Genomic DNA, 21,241 nt, shown 5'->3' on the forward strand with positions numbered 1-21,241 from the left:
AATATCCGCTTCGTTTATACTTGCTGCTTCCATTTGGACAATTTACGTTCCAGCACGCTTAGTCCCTGATTAATCAACAAGCCAAGCAAAGCGATCGTGAGGATACCGGCAAACATTTCGGGGATTTGAAAGTTATATTGGGAATACGTGATAAGGTAGCCGAGTCCTTCCTTGGCGCCTACCATCTCGGCGGCGATAAGGACGAGAATCGCTCCGGTTCCCGCCATCCGGATTCCGGTAAAGATCGTAGGCACCGACGCCGGAAGTATAACTTTGAGGAACAGCTTATAAGACGAGAGATTCATGGACCGGGCTGATTTGATCAGCAGCGGATCAACGTTGCCGACGGCGGCGATCGTGTTCAGAAGAATCGGCCATGTGCAGGCGAACAAAACGATGGCGATTTTGGATGTCTCTCCGATGCCGAGGATGAGCATAAACACGGGAAGCAAAGCAAGCGCCGCCGTGTTGCGGAACAATTCCATAACCGGATTAAGCAGCTCCCTCGCAAGTGGATACCAGCCAATCGCAAGCCCTAACGGAATGGCGATAACAAGAGCCAGAGCAAATCCGCTTAACGAACGAATCATGCTCGCCGCAAAATGATGGAACAGCTCGCCGGACACTATCAAATGCCACAACGCCTGAATGACATCGGAGAACGGGGGCAGGAAAGCCGGATCAGCGAAGCCCGCGAGGGGAGCAAACTGCCAGACCAGCGCCAGTAGAATCAGGACGATAGACTGCTTGAACAGCTTGCGGATATTAAGCGAAATGCCCAGCTTGATCTTTCTAGTCTGCAAGGGTCTAGGAACCGCTTTTACATTTTCCATTTCGATACGCTCCTTTCGTTAATCCCTTAGATGTACGCGCCTTGGTACTCCAGCTCATGCAATAAGCTCCATACCTCGTGCCGCGCTTTTACAAACTCCGGATTGGAGCGGATGTCCGCATCATCCAGCCGGTGCTTCAAGGGAATATCGACGATCTTCTTCACCGTACCCGGACCGGGAGTCAGAACAACAACGCGTTCTCCCAGGTATACCGCTTCGTCAATGCCATGCGTGATGAAAATAATCGTTTTTTTCGTTTTCTGCCAGATCCGAAGCAGCTCGCTTTGCAAGGTTTCCCGGGTCTGCGCGTCAAGCGCCGCGAACGGTTCATCCATTAACAGAACATCCGGGTTAAAAGCAAGGCTTCTGGCAATCGCTACGCGCTGCTTCATGCCTCCGGACAATTCATGGGGATACCGGTTAGCGAAGGCACTTAGTCCAACCAACGCCAGAAAATGCTCCGCCAATTCCCTCCGCTCATGCTTCGGGATGCCTTTTGCCTCCAGTCCGAACTCGATATTCCCTCTTGCCGTCTTCCAAGGAAATAAAGCATATTGCTGAAAAACAATCCCTCTGTCGAGGCCGGGACCGGTAATTTCTTTCCCGTCCATGTAGATACGTCCGCTAGTTGGAAGCGACAGACCGCTAATGAGATCAAGCAGGGTTGATTTTCCGCAGCCGCTTGGTCCTACCAAGGTAATAAACTCGCCTTCCTTGACGGTAAAGCTCAAATCCTTAACCGCCGTAAATTGTTGTGTCGCTCCTTTTTGTTTCGGATCGCGCACGATAAAGCTTTTTGCCACATTCTCGAATCGAAGCTTTTCTAGTGCCGGCATCTCTCTCACCCTTTCTCTTTTACCCGGAAAGAACAAAAAAACGCAGCCGACCACAACGTGAGTTGGTCTTCTGCGCTTCCAGTTGCCCGGTCAGCGGTTCGTTTGTATGGATGGTTCATCCAATAGGTGCCAATTAATACCAAGTAAAACCATGAGATTAATATAGCATAAACTTTTTGGTTGTCAATATAGGCCATTTAGGCCAATTTTAAAGTCCCAAGCAACGATTGCGCGACCTCGTCAACAATGTCCGAAATCGCAAAAAACCGCCTTCTCCTTGGAGAAAGCGGGTTCCTATTCGCAATTATTGCCGGCCTAAAAATGCCGCTACTTCGGCGAGGCGGGAAGCATAACCCCACTCGTTATCGTACCAGGCTGCAACGGATAAAAGTCCGCCTTGTACATGGGTCAACGGCAGATCGATAATCGAAGAATGGGAATCGCCTACGATACGCGAGGAAGCCCACTCCCCTTCCAGCACATCAAGAACTCCGTTAAGCGGGCCTTCCTGCGCGGCTTTACGGAACATATCGTTAATTTCCTGAGCGGTACACGGCTTCTCCGTAACCAGATTCAGCTCCGCGATGCTTCCGGTACGCGTCGGAATCCGATAAGCTTTGCCCGTAATTTGCAGATCCGGCCAAATAAACTTAAGCGCCTTTGCCGCCCCCGAAGAGGATGGAATAATATTTTCAGCGGCAGCCCAGGAATCCCTGCGGTCTCTCATCGGCTGATCGGTCAGCGATTGCGTATTCGTATAGGAATGCACCGTCGAGAATAAGCCGTATTGAATGCCGAAGTTTTCCCGGACCAGCTTAACAACGGGAGCAAGCGCGTTGGTCGTGCAGCTCGCCATGCTGATGATTTTGTGCTTCTCCGGATCAAAGCTGTCGAGATTGATCCCTTTCAGCAATACCGCATCGCAATCGTCAAGGGTTTTGCTTGGTCCGCTGACGAGAACGCGCTTCGCGCCGCGCTCCAGGTGAAGCTCCGCTACCTGTCTCGTCACCGCGCGCCCCGTACAGTCGATGACGAGCCCAACGCCAAGCTCGCTCCAATTCGGAATTTCCTGCGACGAGTTCAAATACAGAATGGAACGATCGCCGATTTTGATCGTTCCCTCTGTGCCAGCAACGGGCTCCGGCCAACGCTTGTAGTTCGTATCGACTTCAAAAAGAGCTGCAAGCGTGGCTTCGTCTTTTATATCGGAGATGGATACCGGCACAAACAACTGGTCCTGCAAAGCTACCCGAAGAAGTTGTCTGCCGATCCGTCCAAAGCCGAAAATAGCAATATTGTTCATGTTCCGCTCCTGCCTGCGCATCGTTGGCGCAATCGAATTTTTACCTAATAAAAAGTTAAAGGTTATTCCTTCAGCCAAGCGTTCGCCAGCAGCATCGCTCCGCGGGCGGCAGCCGTGTCTGCCAGGGCATTCAGCATGACAAAATCGTGAATCGTTCCTTGGAAGCGCACCTGCGTAACCCGCACGCCAGCCTCGCGAAGCTTATTGGCGTATGCCTCGCCTTCATCGCGAAGAACGTCCGCTTCGCCCGTAATGATCAGAGCCTGCGGCAAGCCGGCAAGCTGCTCGGTTGTCGCGCGCAGCGGCGAGGCATAGATTTCCTCCCGTTCCTCGCGGTTTGTCGTATATTGATCCCAGAACCAGGCCATAGCGTCCCGGCGAAGGAAGTAACCCGTCGCGAATTCCTTGTAGGATTCGGTCTCATTCCCTGCATCCGTAACCGGATAGAAAAGCAGCTGTTTATGAATCTGAGGTCCTTTGCGTTCTTTTGCCATAAGCGTTATCGCAGCCGTCATGTTGCCGCCAACGCTGTCCCCCGCCACGTAAAGCCGGCTTGTATCCAGGCCATGCTCTTCGCCGTTCTCCGCTATCCATTGCAGGGCAGCATAAATTTCTTCGATCGCTGCCGGGTATTTAGCCTCCGGCGACAAGCTGTAATTCGGGAACACAACGGCAGCCTCCGCTCCAACCGCCAGCTCGCGGATAAGACGGTCATGCGTATGGGCGTTGCCAAACACCCATCCGGCACCATGAATATAGAGAATAGCCGGGAGCTTCTTTGGGGCATCGGGAACGCGGAGAATGCGGATCGATACCTGCCCGCTTGGTCCGCCCTCAATCGTCAGATCGGTGATGTCGACAGACGGCTTCGCAATATCTCCGGCCTGAACGTTATCTACCGTTTCGCGGCCCTTTTCCGGACCAAGATCGAACAAATACGGCGGATTTGCCGTATCCTGCGCGAATTTCAAAGCCTCCGGCTCCAGCACGATTTTCTTGCCAGCGTTTTTTTCTGTCATCTCTACCTCTCCTCACATGATTGGATTGCATCCGATATGGACTTCCTATACTTAATCACCGTTATGCCAGGAATTGAATCCGGCGATGTCCTCCTAGAGGGAAAGGAATATCAATCTATAGTCTAGGATAAGATGTCGTCGGAATATAGTGATAATTTTACTATTTTATTGTTAGAAAGAGTCCTATGGTTTGTAAATTCTATATAAATAAAAACCGGTACGACGAAAGAACCGCGCGTACCGGCTTCATTTATTGTACTTGGACTTAGCCAAAGGGATGAGCCAAATCTCCTGCAAACAGAACAACAACCGCGGCAGCTATAACGAGGTTCAGAACAGCCGGGAACATTTTTCCAAACGGGTGCTTTACTCTCAGATGCGACAGAATCGCAAATAACATGGTAATTCCAATCCAAACCCCCGACCAGCCTACCATGCCGGGATACCAGTAGCCAAAAAGGAGTCCAACAACCCCAAGCAGCTGAACAAGTCCCGTAACCACGCGGAACCATTGCGGCAGCTTGATCGAATCAAACAGCTCTACCTGATGTTTAGCTCCCGTAAGTTTTGTAATTCCGAAGAAAACCATCGAGAACAGCAGCCAGCTTTGAATAATAATGGCTAAAATATGCATGTTTGAAATCTCTCCCTTGTTTTGTTTGGATGTTTCTCACCAACAAGACACCTTTTGGTGTCCTTTTCTGGTTTTATAATATAACACCTTTTGGTGTCCTGTAAAGGACTATTTTTATTAAATCAGCGGAAAATAAAAAGCCGCCTTCTCGTCTAGTCGACGCTCAAGGCGGCCTTTCCTCTTGCTCTTACACTTTCAAATCGATATTGCCGCCCAGATGGGGCTGCACGCTTTGCGCCATCATTTGGATCAGCTGCTGCGACTGCTCCGTCGAATGGTCCTTCGCCATCTTGAGCACGCTGATTCCAACCTCGTTCATAAGCTTGCTTTGGGACAAAGCAACGGACATAGCAGGAATATCCATCATTTCCCTCCATTCCAGATTTGACCTCACCTTTTGTATCGGAACATGATCCCTTATTCGTTAGAGGGTCTTCGCGGAAGGGTTTAGATCATAAATCCTCCATTAATATCCAGCGATGCTCCGGTAATATAGCCGGCTTCCGGGCTCGATAAGAAGGCTACTAAGCTGGCAATATCGTTTACCGTTCCATAACGGCCGAGCGCAATGACATTTTTCAAAATAGCGGCCATCTCTCCTTCAGCGGGATTCATGTCCGTATCCACCGGGCCCGGCTGGATATTATTGACGGTTACGCCTTGCGGAGCCAGATCTCTGGCCAGACCGCGGGTCATCGCGGCAACCGCCGCTTTGGACATGCTGTACAGGCTCATGCCGGGAAATCCGGTCACATCGGCATTTACGCTGCCGATATTAATAATTCTGTCGCCGTGCCGCATTTGCGGACCGGCTGCCTGAATGGCGGCAAACACCGCTTTGATATTGACGGTAACGGTTCTGTCGAAATCCTCCATGGTGAATTGATCATACGGCTTTACATCCAGAATACCGGCATTGTTAACCAATATATTCAGATGGCCAAATTCATTGATGGTCTCTCCAACAGCGGATTTCACGGAAGCGATATCTTCGCCTTTTGCTTGAAGCGCTAAAGCTCTCCCGCCTGCCGCTTGAATTTCTTTAACTAGTTCATTGGCTTTTTCAACGGAATTCGCGTACGTAAACGCTACAGCCGCTCCCTCTTGAACCAGCCGCCTAACAATGGATGTTCCTATGCCGCGGGATCCGCCTGTCACAAATGCCGTTTTGCCTTGCAATTTATTTGAATTCATCTTATTTACTCTCCTTTTTGAATAAGGTTAAGATATATTTTAAGGGAACGATCATTCCAATTTAGAGCAAAAAAAATTAGCGCAGGAAAAAAAGAGACATCTCTAATATGTTATCTAACGTATTCCTGCCAGCAGATGCGGAAGTGACCGTTATCCCGTTCGCCACATTTACAAGGTATTGCGAAAGAACACGCAAATTAGGGTTACCCTTGATTTCACCGTTGGCAATCCCGCGTGACAGCAATTGAAAAAACGCTCTTTCTCTTAAGTTGTTGTTGGTGCTGACTCTTTCGCGGACCTCCTGATGCTCGCCCATCTCTAAAGAAGCATAGACCAGCAAACACGTTCTGACGCTGTTATGTTCAATCAATTTAGCAAAAAAACGCATCAGCACTTCCCTGCAGGTACCCGGCTCGTATAGAATCGCCGTGATGTCGCTCGTCTGATCTCCGTAACGGTCCAGCGATACCAAATACAACTCTTCCTTGCTGCGGAACGTCTGATAAATACTGCTCCGGTTCAGGGACAATGCGCTGACCAAGTCCTGCATCGATGTTCCCTGGTAGCCTTTTTCCCGGAATACATCAATCGCCTTATCAATTGTCTCTTCAATCTGAAATGTTTTTACTCTGGACATTTTTTTAATCATCCCCTGCTCAGTATGCTAGCCGAATATGAATACCGTGTCAACACTTTCAGGAATGATCGTTTCAAATAAGTTAACTTTTCCCGCGAAGCTGTCTGACCTTCTTCCGGAGCAGAACGCAAAGGAATGCAAACGGGATATAGACGTATATAAAATAGAGCCCCACCTTGGAATAAATCTCCGACAGCTTCTCAACGGTTCTGTGGTCTCTAATGGCTTCGCAGAGTATCGCCATCGCGATAAGACTCAAGACCAAAAACAATCGCGGCCTTATGCGAAAGGCAATCTTGGTTGCGCGGCAAGCCGCCCAAATATAGATGGAAATGCCCGCTATAATTTTGATAAACCATAAGGAGATTGCTATATATTCAAGCCGTTGAAGCAGCGGCACTTCAAAGATCCCGATCATATTCAAGGTCGGCCAGATCGTATGGCGCAGCTGTTCCTCGGTGAAAAACATAAAGGCCAGAACCAAAATGACCCCATACAACAAGATGACCAAAAAGAGGATCAGATGCGCCCATTTCTGCGACTTTTCCGGAGTTTTTATAAACGGATAAAACAAAAGCAGGATTTCGAAGCCGAGAAAATTAAAAGCCATATCTTCGGAAGACAGCAAAATGTCGGATACGGAGTGATCCCATAACGGCAGCAGGTTTAAAGGATGCAAATACGGAAAGGCAAGCAAAACCTGCGGAATGATCGACACGCACGAAATGATCGTCGCCCACACCGCAATGCCCGTTACGGTACGGATACCGCCCGAGACCGCATAGTAAACAAGCAATAAAATAACGATGCTGACGTATAAAAAATTCATGCTGGGAAACAGCCAGACTTGAATTAATTCGATATACACTTTGAACTTGACGAAACCGCCCAGAACAAAATAAATGACAATCGCCGCATTAAAAAAGCCGCCCAAAAATTTGCCGAACAGCTTGTTATTAATGGCGGCTATATCATGTACCCCTTCGGTCGTTGACAATAGCTTATAGATCATCCATAGAAGAATATGAATGCTGATCCCCGTTAAAATAACCGAGATCCACGCGTTATAACCGGCATGCTTAATGAGAGACCTTTGGTAAGAAAGAATGCCGATTCCCACCATGCCAACATACAGAGGGAAGATGATTAAATAGGGAGATATCTTGTATTTCTCGCTGATCTCATTGCTCAAGTCCGCTCTAACCTCCCGCGCCCGTTCGGATAATACGAGCCGTAACGCTTACTGTCGTGGACAGCTCCTTGTAATGTCTCTGAAACGCCTGCGGGTCCCAGTCTTTCGTCCTGCTTCTTATCAAATCCCCCAGGCCCAGAGGATCCACGTCATTGCTTTGCAATAAAGCGATAAACTTCCGAATCTCGTTCTGGCAGTAGGTCTCTATGCAACTCTCCAGCAAAGCGATTTGTTCCTTCGAGGTCAGATCAATCCATTGAGGGACATCCTTGACTTGAGCCTCAAGCTTTACCTTAATGTCAATGGAGGCAGGAGGACCCGTCTGAATCACTTTATACCTTGTTTTCGAATGGATGCTGTTCATCAAGAAATACTCGTCGCCGGCCTGGTCCGAACCTGTCACGGGAACCATAATGCTCCCGTTTAACGAATTTTCCATCAACAGCTTCATCAGGAAGGAATCCTTTATCCCGATTTTGGTCTTGAATTTGTCCTCTTTAAACAAAGCAATGCCATCGAGCTTGAGTTCATCCCGTTCCACGGTGAAATGAGGAAGAAAGAAATCTCTGCCGCTTCCGTAGAAATCAAAAAACGTCAAGTGAAGATTGATTCTGGGTAAATTTCCGTATCTTATATTCTGCTCGATCATATCGGACATGAAATAGGGATCATTGCGGTTTTCCTTTATGTTAAGTATCTTCAGAGCCTCTCTGTCCGCAACGCCAAGATGGGTTCTCGAGGATATTTTAGGATCGCGGATCAAGCTTTCGATCGCCGTTTTTATGCCCTTGCGCGCAAAACGCTCTCCGAATAACGCCATTCTCAACTGCCCGTATTCTATCGGAAAATCAAGCTTCATATTGAGCTTTGGCATGCTGTCGTAGATGGATTTGGACTCCGTCACGTAAAATTCCAGCTTTGATTTCCCCTGTTCCTCGTAATTGGCAATAATAGCGCTGCTGGTTACCCCGTTCTCGACGGCGTCGTACCCAATCGTTTGAACGAATTTAATGCTATTGACAACGTTCGTGTCGCCGCATGCGGTCAGCAGCGCGCAGAGGACAATGTTCAGGAAAGCCTTGCTTCTCAACTTCATCATTCCCGCCTTCTAAGTCATTCTCGATCCAGATCGTTCCGCCTTTTCACCTTGTCCGGCTTGTACTTGACCGTAGACTCCGTTCTTAAGTAACCCGGTCTTTTGTTGCTGAATTGGTAAGACGGGCGTATAAAGCTGTCCTTCAAATCCTGGATCCGCAAGGGATTGATCGGTACGATATACGGGACGCCAAGAGAGGTCAGACGGGTTAAGTGGACAAGCAGGAACCCAATCCCGATAAACATTCCCAGTGCTCCCCACATCGAGGACGCAAGAATCATGGGAAAGCGCAAAAAGCGGATTGCGTTCGACATCTTATAGATCGGCGTGGCGAACGAAGCAAGCGCCGAGAAGGCCACGATAATAACCAGAATATTGCTTGTCAACCCAGCCAAAACCGTCGCCTGACCGATTACGATACCGCCAACGATACCTAACGTCTGACCGATCTTTGTCGGAAGCCGGGCGCCGGCCTCCCGGAGAAATTCGATCGTGATCTCCAGGAACATTACTTCAAGCAGCGGGGGAAACGGGACGTTCCTCCTGGAGAATATGAGCGGCTCGAGCAAATCCCTAGGGATTACCTCGTAATGAAAAGTAGTGATCGCGATATACATGGAGGTTGCGAACAACGAAAAAATGATGCCCAAAATACGGATAAGCCGGAAGAAAGATCCCAAAATCCAAGGCAGATAGTAATCTTCCGGAGAGATGAAAAAATCAAATAAGGTAGAAGGGCCCGTAATGAAATAAGGCGATCCGTCGCTAATCACCGCCACTTGCCCCGTAATGAGCGCATAGACGACGCGGTCTCTCCGTTCGGTGGACAGGAATAACGGAAATGGTGTCAAGGAATTGTCCGAGATAAACTGGTCCAGCTGGGAGGTATCGAAAATAACGTCATAATCAATAGCTTCCAGCCTTTGCTCGACGGTATGCACATATTCCTTGTTGGTTACCCCGTCGATATACACAATGGCGACTCTTGTTTTGGAAGTTGTTCCAATCAAGATTTCTTTCACAACGAGGTTAGGAAGATTGACCTGAGACCGCAATAATCCGATATTCGTATCCAGACTCTCGACGAATCCTACCTTGGGTCCAACCACGCTAAATTCATTTTCGGTATCGTTGTTTTGGCGTACTCCCTGAACAGTCGCGATAGAGATGATCGCATGTTTGCCGGCTTCTTGGTCGAATGAAGCAATCACGCACCCTTTTAACAGCTTGGCTTGAATGACTTCTACCTCTTCCGATATGGCTACGTCTTCAATCGGAATCCAGTTTTTTATATCCTCCAGGCGTTCAAGCTCCGAGTCCAGAGCGCGGTTTTGCAAAGGGTGGATGATATTCGTCTGCAGGGACTTTTCGTCAATCAATGTACTGAAATAGCAGATGTTCAGCTGTTTGCTGCCCGCGGAAACCAGAATCGATTTATAATCGCTGGATTGGCTTATTATCTTTTTTAACTGGGCAATATCCCGAATATCGGTTTTCAAATCATTAGCCATTACCAACCTCGAATCTCCGTTTTTGGTAAAGGTATTTTTACCAAAACAACCCTTATTCATTCTCCAGCTAGACGAACAGGAACAAAAAAACTCCTTGAATATCAAGGAGTCTCCATGCTTCAGCCGATGTTACAGCTTGTAGTCCGGCGTATAAAACTCGGTAAGAAAGCGGTAAAACAATTGCTCCGTCGGAAGCAGCTTGCGCTGGGTCGGACAGATGACCCCTATGCTCCGCGTAACCGCGGGATCCGCCAGCGGAATTTTCACCGTCGATTGCGGAATGGTCTCCACCAAGGTAACCTCCGGCATAAGGGCAATCCCGAGGCCCGCCGACACCAGTCCTTTCAGCGCATCGATATCATCTCCTTCAAACGCGATATGGGGCGTGAAGCCGATTTCTTGACAGGCACTCAGTACGATTTTACGGAAAATCGTCCCTTCCGGGAGCGTGACGAAGGACTCATCCTTGATCTCCGACAGCTGTATGCTGGACCTATTGGCAAGCGGATGATGGATGGGCAGCAGCGCAACAATCCGTTCCGTAAACAAAAGCTTTTGCTGAATATGTTTATCCTCTTCCGGCAGCGGGGCAATCATGGCCAAATTAAACTCGCCGTTGACAACACCGTCAATCAAATCGCCGTAAAGGGCTTGTCTCATCTGAAACTTAGCTTCCGGATACTTTTTGCGAAAGGCGTAAATCGCCTTTGGCAGAACATGCGCCGCCAAGCTGATCGGGAAGGCAATACGAACAACCCCTTTTTCCGGATCCAAATATTCCTTTACTTCCCGCTCGGCCTCGTTCATCATGTGAAGCATTTGTTCCACTCGCTGCAGCAGAATCTTCCCTATCGGCGTCAGTTTAACTCTCCGTCCATTCCGGATAAATAAATCGACCCCTAATTCGCTTTCCAATTGAGCCAGCTGCCTGCTGACCGAGGATTGCGCAACATGCAGGACATTGGCGGCTTCAGTCACATGCTCTCTCTTTGCAACTTCCATAAAATATCGCATTTGTCTAACTTCCACTACACTCACCCTATCCTTCATGCGCAAAACGCATCAACTTTATCCTATCTGAATATTGTTGCGATTAAATATTTGATATTAATATTAAACTACTAAATTAAAAAAGAGAAATGAATAAGTTTTCCTACAAACCTTGAGGGAGTGTTACCGCGATGAGTATCGTAAAAGAAGTCGAACAAGCGAACACAGAAGCTGCCCACAGCTATATTGATGATCTGTTTGAAACCGTGCAAAAACGCAATCCGGGTGAAGTCGAATTCCATCAGGCTGTGAAAGAAGTGTTCCTGTCCCTGATTCCCGTGCTCGCTCAGCAGCCGAAATATATCGAGCATGCCGTCCTCGACCGCCTGGTTGAGCCGGACCGGATTATCTCTTTCCGCGTACCTTGGACGGATGACAAGGGCAAAGTGCAGGTTAACCGCGGGTTCCGCGTTCAATTCAGCAACGCCATCGGTCCTTACAAAGGCGGCTTGCGCTTTCATCCATCCGTAAACGCAAGCATTATCAAGTTCCTCGGGTTTGAGCAAATCTTCAAAAACTCCTTGACCGGCCAAGCCATCGGCGGCGGTAAAGGCGGCTCCGACTTCGATCCTAAAGGTAAATCGGATCTGGAAATCATGCGCTTCTGCCAAAGCTTCATGATGGAGCTTAGCAAGCATATCGGTCCGGATACGGACGTACCGGCAGGCGATATCGGTGTTGGCGCCAGAGAAATCGGCTATATGTTCGGCCAATACAAAAAGCTGGTCGGCGCTTACGAAGCCGGCGTTCTGACAGGCAAAGGGATCGGTTACGGCGGCAGCCTTGGCCGCAAAGAAGCAACAGGCTACGGAGCCGTATACTTCGTTGAAGAAATGATGAAGAGCGTAGGCCTCGGCTTTAACGGCAGCACGGTAGTTGTTTCCGGCTCGGGCAACGTATCCATCTATGCCATCGAAAAAGCCATTCAGCTCGGCGCGAAAGTTGTAGCCTGCAGCGATTCCAGCGGTTATATCTATCACGAAGCCGGCATTAACCTAGATACGCTTAAACGCCTGAAAGAAGTCGAAAACCGCAGATGCAAGGATTACGTTCTTGAGCATCCGGACGCGATCTACGTTGAAGGCTGTTCCGGCATCTGGTCGATTGCCTGCGATATCGCGCTTCCATGCGCAACGCAAAACGAGATCGACAAGGCTTCTGCTGAGCTGCTTGTCAATAATGGCGTAAAAGCGGTGGGCGAAGGAGCCAACATGCCTTCCACGCTGGAAGCTATCGATGTCTTCCTGGACAACAAAGTACTGTTCGCTCCTGCGAAAGCGGCAAATGCAGGCGGCGTGTCCGTATCCGCTCTGGAAATGGCGCAAAATAGCGCAAGACTGTCCTGGACGCTTGAGGAAGTAGATACCAAGCTCCAGCAAATCATGCACAACATTTATTCCGCGAGCATGAAAGCATCCGAAACATACGGGGTTCCTGGCAACCTTGTTATCGGCGCTAACATCGCCGGCTTTGTAAAAGTTGCCGACGCGATGATCGCTCAAGGCGTGTAGGATTTAGAAGATCAAGAATAATAACAACAAAAAAACCTCTTCTCCTTGTTGTGGGAAGAGGTTTTATTTATCATTCGAGCTATTGTTTGACGACTTGTTTCATTAGACGAATCTCCTTGAATCCCACAAATCTCTTGTTGGCCTCATCCCATAGGCGAAAACGTATCGCTTGCAGGCTGGAGGCTATCGTTATCGTAGTCACCTTATGCAAGGCAGGTGTCTTCTCATGCGCTTTTTCCAAGTAATAATTCGGTACTCTTGGACTGAGGTGATGAACATGATGAAAACCGATATTCCCTGTCAGCCATTGAAGCAGCTTGGGCAGCTTGTAATAAGAGCTTCCGTCTACCGCTGCCTTCACATAGTCCCAATCCTCTTCCTTTTCGAAGTAGCTATCTTCGAATTGGTGCTGGACATAAAACAACCAGATCCCGGCTGCGCCAGAGAGATAGAAGATCGGAATTTGAACCAGCAGGAAAGCTTGCCATCCAATCGTAGAGCACAGCAGCACGGCTAATCCCACAAGACCCAGATTCGTCAAATACGTATTGAGTCGTTCTTTTGTTTTGGCATTTTTCCGGTTGAACCTGTTCTCGATGAGCATCGTGTAGAAAGGCCCAAGAACAAACATGACGAAAGGATTCCTGTAGAGTCTGTACCCTAAACGCTTCCAGAAGGAAGAAGTTAAATACTCCTCTACCGTCAGGATCCATACATCCCCGGTTCCTCTTTTATTTAGATTGCTGCTCGTAGCATGATGAATCGAGTGCGCATGCTTCCACTGATGATAAGGATGAAAGGTAAGAATGCCCGTAATGGTTCCAACGATTTCGTTTAGCCTCTTGCTTTTGAACAGCGACTGATGACAGCAATCGTGAAAAAGGATAAAGATCCGAATGACGAAACCGGCTGCCACAACGGAAAGAGCAAGCGTAAGCCAATAGGATATATCAAGCGCCCAATAAGCTAAATACCAAAGCAGCACAAACGGCAAAACGGTATTCAAGATCTGCAGTATGCTGGTCCTCGCATGCGATTTTTCATAAGGAGCCATGTCCTTTTTTAGTTGACGTACAGTTGGAGTAGGCATAGTTGTTCCCCTCTGTCCCCATGGACTTCGTTTATTTGTTGGCACATCAACTCTTTATTCTTTTGACCCCGAAATAGTACATGCTAAGCGGCCACCATAATATGGCGAAGATCGGATAAATCGCCCAGATGGTATCCGGCGAAGAAACCAGGTTAACCGTAATAAAGAAGGCAATCATCAGCGCGCTGGCGGAAATGGAAAACGGGTAATACTGCTTCTTCCGGACATAATGCAAAGCGAGCGGCCACCAGATTACGGCAAAGGCCGGATAGATCGCCCAAGGATATTCGGGTGACATTACGGCGTTCAAGACCGCATAATACACCGTCGCGCTTATACTCGAAATGACGGCGAAGGTAACCGTCTTTGCTTTGGATCCGCTCCATATCGTTACCGGCCACCAGACGAATGGAAATATGGCGTAAACAAACCAAGGAAACTCGGGAGATTCCATGTAATTGAGCGTAAGCAGAAAGACGATGACAAGCAGACTTCCGAGCACGGAGTACAGCCTATAATAGCCCTTTCTAACGGAAGCCAAACTTAGCGGCCAGAATAATAACACAAAGGCCGGGTAAATAAACCAAATTTCACTTGGAGATGTTAAAAAATTGACGATCATAAAAAACAAGATGCTCATCAAGCTGCCAACTGCGGCAAATCCAACTTGCTGCCTATCTATCATTAGGTCGACCTCCTCACCTTAAGCGCAACCAATTAAACACCATAGACAACGGCCACCAGAGAACGGCAAATGTCGGGTATACGAACCAGATCACATCCGGCGTGTAATAGAAATTCACGAATACAACAAGCGCGATAATGAGAAGGCTGCCCCAGATCGAGAAGCCAAGATTTAATTTGGCATTGTTCCTTCTAGTAGGAAGCTTGTGTCCAAGCTGCTGCTTAATCTCCTCGATGTCTCCGAACTCGACAATCGCTTTATTGATGGCATCCTCTTCTTCCTTCCCCTGCTCCATCAGATCGAATACCTTCTCCTGGAGATTGGCCACAATTTCCTGTTTGATCACTTTCTTCTTCTCGCTCTCCGGAATTCCCTTAAACAATTCGTCTACATGCTGCTTTATCGATTTCAATTCAATCCCTCCATGAACACGTCGATAATTCCCTTGATTTCTTCCCATTCTTTAACCATTTCCCGTAAGTAAGCCTTGCCAAGCGTTGTTATTCGGTAATATTTCCTCTGTCCTCCGTGAGAAACATCACCGTAATAAGATTCGATAAGGTCTTTGTTCTCCAGTCTTTGAAATACCGCATACAAGGTCGCTTCTTTAATCTGGAATCTGTCCTTCGTCCGCAGGCTGATCTCTTTAGAAATTTCATATCCGTACCGATCCTTCTCCAGGATCAGGCGCAGGATGATGGGATCCAAATGCCCGCGAATAATGTCGCTCCTAATGATACAAAGCCCTCCTTGACCTAACTATTCTGTCTGATAGAGTAATACTAACCGAAATTACTCTATGTGTCAAAGTAATTAAGGATTATAGAACTTGGACTATCTGTGCTGACCGAGAAATTAAGAAGTTCTTCAGAAATTTGAACACCGGATATTAAGATTTTCCATTTAGAATGAGTGAAAAGTGTACATACAGGGGGGGTTGCTATGGAGCAACGCGTGGTGGTTTGTGTTAATGACGATAAAGAAATACGCGATGCCATTGAAATTTACTTGAAGAAGGAAGGCATCGCCGTATTAAAGGGGAGGGACAGACTGGAAGCAATACCGAACAGCTTAATGCCATCCGGGACGAATACGAGCTCCTCGTTCAAGATGCGCTGCCTCAGGCATTTTATCAGGGGCGAGTTCCGACGCTCGAGAACGATGGGGATATAATTAAAGCGACGGCTATGTTAAAGGTTGTGTTTTATTCTTAAGTCCGTTCCCTTGCCATAATAAGGACATACGGATGCTGGTGCGACGGATCTTATCCTTACGCGTCTCGTCGGAATCCGTAAAAAAGCAAGCGTCGACGGCAATGCTGAGCAAGGCCTCTTTCGCTGCCTGGGAAGCATCTGGCTCCCGCTGGATAAGATAATGGCAGATTTGATAACAATAGGACTCATACCGCCGCAAGATACCGATTTTTACATGACGGTCCATAGAGAAATGTTCTCCCTTCTCTTCCTGTGCAATCTATGCAATAGCATAAAAAAAACTATTTAATAAAACCTGAGGAAAAACCTTAAGTTTTTCTTAAGAAGAAGCTGGAAACAAAAAAAGCTCCCCGCGCGGGAACAGGCGGATTCGCCTGTTAGTCCTTGGGGGGGCTTCTTTGATTAATCGGAGCTTGATCCTCCGCCCCCCGAATCCGAGCCTGAAGAGTAATCGCCGGAAGGGGAGTGGCTGCTTCCATGATCGTGATGGTGATGATGATCGTGATGGTGGCCGTGATGATGGCGGTGGATATGATCATCCTCCGAATTGTTATTTATGACGGGAGAATGCAAATTCGGATCTGCCGAGGAATGTCCCGCTCTTCTATATCCCCCATTGGAGCGGTTTCCTCTTTGATAGGAGGTTCCCATCACGTTCGAAATGATCATGAAGGCGGCCGCTACAATAACGATGACGATCAAAATGGACAACAAAATCCCTCCTCCTATAATATCCATATTTTACCTAGAACTCACTGGTAAGATCAATGCTTTTTTTTGCAAGAAAATACGGCAGCCGGTCAAATAGCGACCGACTGCCGTAACTGTTGAACTTATGCAATACTTACTCTGCTTCGCTGCAATCTCCGCCTCACTTCCAGCATAAGAACGTTTAGACTTGCCCAAACGCCGCCGAATACGTAACCTGCGGCTACATCGCTTGGATATTGCAAGTTGAAATAGATGAGGCTTATCCCTAACAAGAGGCATAGAAGCGCCGCGGCTGCAATCAGGACGACATGAACGATTTCCTGGCTGTAATGCCGCAAAATTAGAAAGACGCAAAATCCCAATACAGTAACCGCCGCAAAGGTATCCTCGCTTGGAAAGGTGTTGGTGATTGGAATACCGGAAGAACCAGGCCCCGTCCGATGAAAGACCATGCGAAGCCCTTCATTTAGAACGACACCACCAGCAATCGTCCAGCATACAAATACGATTTCCAGCAGCTTGTTATCGCCCTTGAATCGAATAACGATCAGGGTAAGGGCAATCACCGGGGCATACAGATAAATGCTGCCTATCCGCAGGAAATTCGCCATCAGGTCATGCCGGCCTGAGCCGATAATCATCAGGATCAAATAATAAGTCACTTCATCAAACTTCCCGAACTCCTGGGCAACATAATCTTGAATCATTCCGAACATAAGCGAGAGAGACAATACGAACGCGGCAAAGGCAGCGAGCACCAAATATTTCGCTTTCCCCAATGAGCGTACATGGCGGACTCCTCCGCCAACTAGATCCAAAAGGAACGAAATGATACGGTACTTGTACTTTTTCAAGAGATTGTATAATAAAAACAGCAGACCCGAGGCAATCGCAAAGATAATCAAATAACGGTTCACCGTGGAGTGGTACACTTCCCATTTAGGACCTAACACTTTTCCGAGCGAGATAAATAAGCTGACCCAAAAGACAGCCCCGGAATAAGCATAAATCGCATACCGCCGAAACGGCATACGGGTTACTCCGCAGAAGTAACCCGTAATATGCCTGACGCCCGGTATGAAATACGCGATAAACAACAGCTTATCGCCGTATTTCTCAAACCAGACCGTTAGGCGCTCCATTTGCTCCTCGCCCATATGGAACCGATGCCCGTATTTCGTTATAAACGGTTTGCCTAACCAATAACCGATCCAATAGGAAAGCGTTATTCCGGTTGTAACACCGGCTGATGCCGTCAGAATGCTAAGAAGCCAGCTCAATTTCTTCTCGAATACGAGCATTCCCGCATAACTCATCATAATCTCTCCAGGAAGAGGCAAGGCCAGCATTTCGAGGCATAACGAGAGAAAAATAATTCCGTAACCATACTGTTCAAGCCAAGCTGCGATATCGATGACGTATACCCCCTTGCTTCTTCCATTATTGTGAACCGGCTATCGGCTATTCATCCTGATGAAGGATTAGGATTTTCGTGCGGCTCTGCCCTGCATCCATTCGTAAATAATCGGAATCATGAAGAAGCTGTTTAATGTGGAGGTAATCATACCTCCAATAACCACAATGCCAAGCACCTGAGAAATAACCGTATCCGCGCTGTGCGAGAGCGCTAGAGGAATCAGGGTCAAGATCGTGGTGCCGGCTGTCATAAAGATTGGACGAACTCTGGACAAGCTGCCCTGAATAACCGCGTCGCGAAGCTCCATTCCTTCTTTTCGGTTAAGCTCGATCTTATCGATAAGCACGATACCGTTCGTAACAACAATCCCCGTGAGCATCAACACGCCGATAAACGCCGCGAGATTCCACTGGCCATGAATCGCGTACAAAGAGATGACGATGCCGGACAAAGCAAGCGGAATGCTTAACAATACGGCAAGCGGCGCCTTCCAGCCTTTGAATACCATGCTTGTAATAAGTAGCACAAGCAAGATGGATACGGCAACCGCAATGACAATCTCGATAATCATCTGCGTGACCTGCTGGGTAATTCCGCCAAGCGAATAGCTTACTCCTTCCGGAAGCTGCAGATCCTTTAAGGTTTTATCCACGTCTTTGGAAACCTTGCTCATATTGCTCGAAGTAATCTGAGCCTGAACGACTGAAACCGGCTCGCCGTCCCGCTCCTGAATGGAAGATAATGCATTGCTTTTTTGCATCGTTACAAAGGAATCGAGCCGGTAAGCTTTCCCGCCGCTGCCTTTAACGGTCTCTGCCGATAAGGAGGCAAGCACCTGTTCCGGCGAATACACCGGCACGGATGAGCCGGTCGCCGCTCCCTCTTTGACCGAATCGATATACACATCCACCGGAATCGTACCCGTTCCCGTTGATGTCGAGATGTCAAAATCCTTTGCTTTGGAGGTATATCTGAGCAATAGCTTATTGACCTCATCCGGATCAATGCCGTCAGCAAGGGCTTTTTCTTTATCTATCAAAAGCTCGTACTTAGGATTACCGTTCGTCAAATCCGTCTGGCCGGTCACGCTAAGTCCCGGAATTTGAACCAGCTTCGCGCGTACTTGCCCGGCTGTTTTTTCTAACGTCAGCTGGTCCGAGCCCGTTAACATAATCTTGATCGTCGAATCATCGCCGGCAATATTCTGATTAGTGACCGTGATCGCCCCTTGGCCCGACACCTTATTCAAATCCGACTGCAAAGAAAGAATAAATGCCTTGACGCTCTTTTTGTCTTTCAGCTGAATGGAAAGATTGGCAACGTTTGGCTGCTGGATAAATCCTCCGCCTTGGTCAAATACATCGTCTGCCGTAGGCGTAAAGCTGGAGCCAAAAGCAGCGGTATAAGAAGCAATACCGGCATTATGTTGAAGTTCGTTTTCGACGACTTTGACTTCTTTATCGACCTCCGACAAAGGCGTCCCTTTCGGAAGCTCCACCTTAACGGCCACCTGCCCGCTTGCGGTGCTTGGGAGCAGGCTGAATGGAAGCTGCGATCCAAAGATTGCTGCAGCCACAAACAGAATGAGCGAGAGGCTTACCACGGTTTTTTTGCGCTTCAGTGCCGACAGAAGCAATGGCTTCATAAGCGGCTCCAGCGTTACCGCTTCCGACTTCGGTTTGCTAAAGCCCATCATCGCAAAGGTTGGGATGACAATCATGGCAACAAGGAACGAGACGGTCAGGGCAATAACTACCGACCAGGCAAAACCGGAATAAGAGGCCCCGATAATGCCGCCTACCAAAGCGATAGGAACATATACGGCTATCGTTGTTGCGGTTGATGCAAAAATCGCCGGCAGCATCTCAACAACCGCAGCGGACAGAACGCCAAGAACCGGCTTGTCTTTGTTCTCTTGAATTCTCCGGTACATATTATCCAGAATGACAATGGCATCATCCACAATCCGGCCCATCGCAACGATAAGTCCGGACACCGTCAAAATGTTCAGCGTAATGCCCATTGCTTTCAATACGGCCGTTGTTGCGAGCAGGGAGATTGGCAGCGTAACGGCAATCAACAAGGTAGAACGCACATTCCGGAAGAAGAATAAGACGCAAAGCATGGAGAACACGCAGCCTAGTAATCCTTCCCGGACAAGTCCTAACAGCGAACTGTTCAGATCATGTGCGCGGTCGGTGAGCAATTCCATCTTGACGTCCCCGCTCTGAACAACCGGGATCTTGTTCACGCGATGCTTGACCTGCTTGGCCACATCCGTGATGGTTGCGGTTGGCGTTTTTATGACATTAAGCATGACATTGGCTTTCCCGTTCGTGCGGGAAACGGTTTTCACATCCGTCAGAGACGGATAGACGGCAGCAATAGCGGATAAGGGAACGCTGTTTCCGTCTTTATTTTTAATCATAAGCTTGCTCAACTGATCTTCGGTCAGATCCCAGCCCTCAACCTTGATCGGGAACGACGCTTTGATATTCGCGATATTGCCTTGCAGACTCGGAACATCTGCCGTAATGGATTTATTGAAATCATCGAGAGTCAGATTATTCGCCACAAGATCCTTCATGCGTAGCACGACGACATAACCTTTGTTTGCTCCCCCTACCGTCTGAACGTCGGAAACGCCCGGAACGGATTTTAATTGGTTAACGATTTCGGTCTGGGTAGCGGACTGCAAAGTTAAATCATCGATTTTACCGCTGTTTGACGTAAGGCTGTAACTCAAGATCGGAAAAGTGCTGGACGTCAGCCTGGTTACAGCGGGTTTGTTTACGCCGTCGGGCAGCGCCGCATCGTTTAACGCTTGCTTGATAGCATTCTCGGCTTTGCCCATATCATAGTCCATGGGATAGTAAATATTCATTAATACCCCGCCGTCATACGAGGTTGTCTCCAAGTTCGTTATTCCGTTCGTCTTGCGGATCGCATCCTCAAGCGGTGCCGTAATGTCCCGCTTGATTTGGTCTGCTTGATAAGAAGACGCGCGCAGGGACACCATTAAGGTGGTGTTATTGATGCCGGGAAGGTAATCCCGCTGCATTTGCAGCGCCGATACGGCCCCCCAAGCCAAGATTAATACAACGCTAATTAAAATAATGGCTGATCTTTGCATAACAACTTCTATAAGTCGCTTCATTATGAACTCCCCTCTCCTGTCTATATAGGGAAAGACTCCGGTCTGGGCGAAATTGTTCATTCGCGAAAAAATATTTTCGCTTCCAATATCCGGGTTATTCAGTGGCTAATAACAACGGCTGCCGTCATACGTGATGCCCGGCAGCCGTTGT

At 48.2% G+C, this 21,241-nt stretch carries 21 protein-coding genes; 2 read left to right on the forward strand and 19 right to left on the reverse strand.

What is annotated here, in order from left to right; genetic code table 11:
* Positions 1-14: 14 nt before the first annotated feature.
* The 12 genes from CFI03_RS09815 to gltC form a co-directional block, all read right to left on the reverse strand.
* Positions 15-833 (reverse strand): ABC transporter permease, encoded by an 819-nt coding sequence (locus tag CFI03_RS09815; RefSeq protein ID WP_127496070.1) that lies wholly within the window; start codon positions 831-833, stop codon positions 15-17.
* Between the two features lie 26 nt (positions 834-859).
* Complete coding sequence (locus CFI03_RS09820) at positions 860-1,669, reverse strand: ABC transporter ATP-binding protein (RefSeq protein WP_248757244.1); 810 nt, start codon at positions 1,667-1,669, stop codon at positions 860-862.
* Between the two features lie 304 nt (positions 1,670-1,973).
* Positions 1,974-2,972, reverse strand: coding sequence for a type I glyceraldehyde-3-phosphate dehydrogenase (locus CFI03_RS09825; protein ID WP_127496072.1), 999 nt, complete (start codon positions 2,970-2,972; stop codon positions 1,974-1,976).
* A 62-nt stretch (positions 2,973-3,034) separates the two neighbouring features.
* A complete protein-coding gene (locus tag CFI03_RS09830; protein WP_248757245.1) occupies positions 3,035-3,991 on the reverse strand; it encodes an alpha/beta hydrolase in 957 nt (318 codons plus the stop codon).
* A 265-nt stretch (positions 3,992-4,256) separates the two neighbouring features.
* Positions 4,257-4,625 carry a DoxX family protein gene (locus tag CFI03_RS09835; protein WP_248757246.1) on the reverse strand — a complete coding sequence of 123 codons (369 nt, stop codon included), beginning with the start codon at positions 4,623-4,625 and terminating at the stop codon, positions 4,257-4,259.
* Positions 4,626-4,812: 187 nt separating this feature from the next.
* Positions 4,813-4,989 carry a YjfB family protein gene (locus tag CFI03_RS09840; RefSeq protein ID WP_132305236.1) on the reverse strand — a complete coding sequence of 59 codons (177 nt, stop codon included), beginning with the start codon at positions 4,987-4,989 and terminating at the stop codon, positions 4,813-4,815.
* 83 nt (positions 4,990-5,072) lie between these two features.
* Positions 5,073-5,819 (reverse strand): 3-oxoacyl-ACP reductase family protein, encoded by a 747-nt coding sequence (locus CFI03_RS09845; protein ID WP_248757247.1) that lies wholly within the window; start codon positions 5,817-5,819, stop codon positions 5,073-5,075.
* 76 nt (positions 5,820-5,895) lie between these two features.
* Positions 5,896-6,456, reverse strand: a complete 561-nt coding sequence (locus CFI03_RS09850) for a TetR/AcrR family transcriptional regulator (RefSeq protein WP_248757248.1) — start codon at positions 6,454-6,456, stop codon at positions 5,896-5,898.
* Between the two features lie 82 nt (positions 6,457-6,538).
* Positions 6,539-7,648 (reverse strand): GerAB/ArcD/ProY family transporter, encoded by a 1,110-nt coding sequence (locus CFI03_RS09855; RefSeq protein WP_248757249.1) that lies wholly within the window; start codon positions 7,646-7,648, stop codon positions 6,539-6,541.
* A 7-nt stretch (positions 7,649-7,655) separates the two neighbouring features.
* The gene (locus CFI03_RS09860; RefSeq protein WP_248757250.1) at positions 7,656-8,747 is read right to left on the reverse strand and encodes a Ger(x)C family spore germination protein; all 1,092 of its coding nucleotides are present in this window, start codon (positions 8,745-8,747) and stop codon (positions 7,656-7,658) included.
* A 14-nt stretch (positions 8,748-8,761) separates the two neighbouring features.
* Entirely contained in the window at positions 8,762-10,255 is a 1,494-nt protein-coding gene (locus CFI03_RS09865) for a spore germination protein (protein ID WP_248757251.1), read from the reverse strand.
* Between the two features lie 129 nt (positions 10,256-10,384).
* Positions 10,385-11,284: a glutamate biosynthesis transcriptional regulator GltC gene (gene gltC / locus CFI03_RS09870; RefSeq protein WP_248757252.1), complete on the reverse strand. Its 900-nt coding sequence runs from the start codon at positions 11,282-11,284 to the stop codon at positions 10,385-10,387.
* Between the two features lie 152 nt (positions 11,285-11,436).
* Here gltC and gdhA point away from each other — a divergent pair, with 152 nt between their 5' ends.
* Positions 11,437-12,816, forward strand: coding sequence for an NADP-specific glutamate dehydrogenase (gene gdhA, locus CFI03_RS09875; RefSeq protein ID WP_127496079.1), 1,380 nt, complete (start codon positions 11,437-11,439; stop codon positions 12,814-12,816).
* 79 nt (positions 12,817-12,895) lie between these two features.
* On the opposite strand, the gene desA is transcribed toward gdhA, so the two are convergent.
* Genes desA through CFI03_RS09895 form a run of 4 tightly spaced genes read right to left on the reverse strand, consistent with a single transcriptional unit; the run spans position 12,896 to position 15,329 of the window.
* Complete coding sequence (gene desA, locus CFI03_RS09880; RefSeq protein WP_248757253.1) at positions 12,896-13,906, reverse strand: Delta(5) desaturase DesA; 1,011 nt, start codon at positions 13,904-13,906, stop codon at positions 12,896-12,898.
* Between the two features lie 46 nt (positions 13,907-13,952).
* A complete protein-coding gene (locus tag CFI03_RS09885) occupies positions 13,953-14,591 on the reverse strand; it encodes a hypothetical protein (protein ID WP_248757254.1) in 639 nt (212 codons plus the stop codon).
* A 13-nt stretch (positions 14,592-14,604) separates the two neighbouring features.
* On the reverse strand, positions 14,605-15,003 hold the full coding sequence (locus CFI03_RS09890) for a permease prefix domain 1-containing protein (protein WP_127496082.1): 399 nt from the start codon (positions 15,001-15,003) through the stop codon (positions 14,605-14,607).
* A complete protein-coding gene (locus CFI03_RS09895) occupies positions 15,000-15,329 on the reverse strand; it encodes a PadR family transcriptional regulator (RefSeq protein ID WP_127496115.1) in 330 nt (109 codons plus the stop codon). Before CFI03_RS09895 ends, CFI03_RS09890 begins: the two co-directional genes overlap by 4 nt.
* Before the next feature lie 204 nt (positions 15,330-15,533).
* On the opposite strand from CFI03_RS09895, the gene CFI03_RS31315 reads away from it, so the two are divergent.
* A complete protein-coding gene (locus CFI03_RS31315; RefSeq protein WP_349292466.1) occupies positions 15,534-15,764 on the forward strand; it encodes a response regulator in 231 nt (76 codons plus the stop codon).
* A 443-nt stretch (positions 15,765-16,207) separates the two neighbouring features.
* Here the strand turns inward: CFI03_RS31315 and CFI03_RS09905 are convergent, their stop codons facing one another.
* The 3 genes from CFI03_RS09905 to CFI03_RS09915 form a co-directional block, all read right to left on the reverse strand.
* Entirely contained in the window at positions 16,208-16,519 is a 312-nt protein-coding gene (locus CFI03_RS09905) for a hypothetical protein (protein ID WP_248757255.1), read from the reverse strand.
* 119 nt (positions 16,520-16,638) lie between these two features.
* Entirely contained in the window at positions 16,639-17,931 is a 1,293-nt protein-coding gene (locus tag CFI03_RS09910) for a VTT domain-containing protein (RefSeq protein WP_349292468.1), read from the reverse strand.
* Between the two features lie 66 nt (positions 17,932-17,997).
* A complete protein-coding gene (locus CFI03_RS09915; protein WP_248757257.1) occupies positions 17,998-21,090 on the reverse strand; it encodes an efflux RND transporter permease subunit in 3,093 nt (1,030 codons plus the stop codon).
* Positions 21,091-21,241: the final 151 nt, after the last annotated feature.

The organism is Paenibacillus sp. ATY16, from assembly GCF_003399985.2.
Classification (GTDB): domain Bacteria; phylum Bacillota; class Bacilli; order Paenibacillales; family Paenibacillaceae; genus Pristimantibacillus; species Pristimantibacillus glycanilyticus.

Bases quoted from the DNA above. Each gene is read 5' to 3' on its own strand.
- CFI03_RS09815 (WP_127496070.1), bottom strand. From the start codon at position 833: ATGGAAAATGTAAAAGCGGTTCCTAGACCCTTGCAGACTAGAAAGATC.
- CFI03_RS09820 (WP_248757244.1), bottom strand. From the start codon at position 1,669: ATGCCGGCACTAGAAAAGCTTCGATTCGAGAATGTGGCAAAAAGCTTT.
- CFI03_RS09825 (WP_127496072.1), bottom strand. From the start codon at position 2,972: ATGAACAATATTGCTATTTTCGGCTTTGGACGGATCGGCAGACAACTT.
- CFI03_RS09830 (WP_248757245.1), bottom strand. From the start codon at position 3,991: ATGACAGAAAAAAACGCTGGCAAGAAAATCGTGCTGGAGCCGGAGGCT.
- CFI03_RS09835 (WP_248757246.1), bottom strand. From the start codon at position 4,625: ATGCATATTTTAGCCATTATTATTCAAAGCTGGCTGCTGTTCTCGATG.
- CFI03_RS09840 (WP_132305236.1), bottom strand. From the start codon at position 4,989: ATGGATATTCCTGCTATGTCCGTTGCTTTGTCCCAAAGCAAGCTTATG.
- CFI03_RS09845 (WP_248757247.1), bottom strand. From the start codon at position 5,819: ATGAATTCAAATAAATTGCAAGGCAAAACGGCATTTGTGACAGGCGGA.
- CFI03_RS09850 (WP_248757248.1), bottom strand. From the start codon at position 6,456: ATGTCCAGAGTAAAAACATTTCAGATTGAAGAGACAATTGATAAGGCG.
- CFI03_RS09860 (WP_248757250.1), bottom strand. From the start codon at position 8,747: ATGATGAAGTTGAGAAGCAAGGCTTTCCTGAACATTGTCCTCTGCGCG.
- CFI03_RS09865 (WP_248757251.1), bottom strand. From the start codon at position 10,255: ATGGCTAATGATTTGAAAACCGATATTCGGGATATTGCCCAGTTAAAA.
- gdhA (WP_127496079.1), top strand. From the start codon at position 11,437: ATGAGTATCGTAAAAGAAGTCGAACAAGCGAACACAGAAGCTGCCCAC.
- desA (WP_248757253.1), bottom strand. From the start codon at position 13,906: ATGCCTACTCCAACTGTACGTCAACTAAAAAAGGACATGGCTCCTTAT.
- CFI03_RS09885 (WP_248757254.1), bottom strand. From the start codon at position 14,591: ATGATAGATAGGCAGCAAGTTGGATTTGCCGCAGTTGGCAGCTTGATG.
- CFI03_RS31315 (WP_349292466.1), top strand. From the start codon at position 15,534: ATGGAGCAACGCGTGGTGGTTTGTGTTAATGACGATAAAGAAATACGC.
- CFI03_RS09915 (WP_248757257.1), bottom strand. From the start codon at position 21,090: ATGAAGCGACTTATAGAAGTTGTTATGCAAAGATCAGCCATTATTTTA.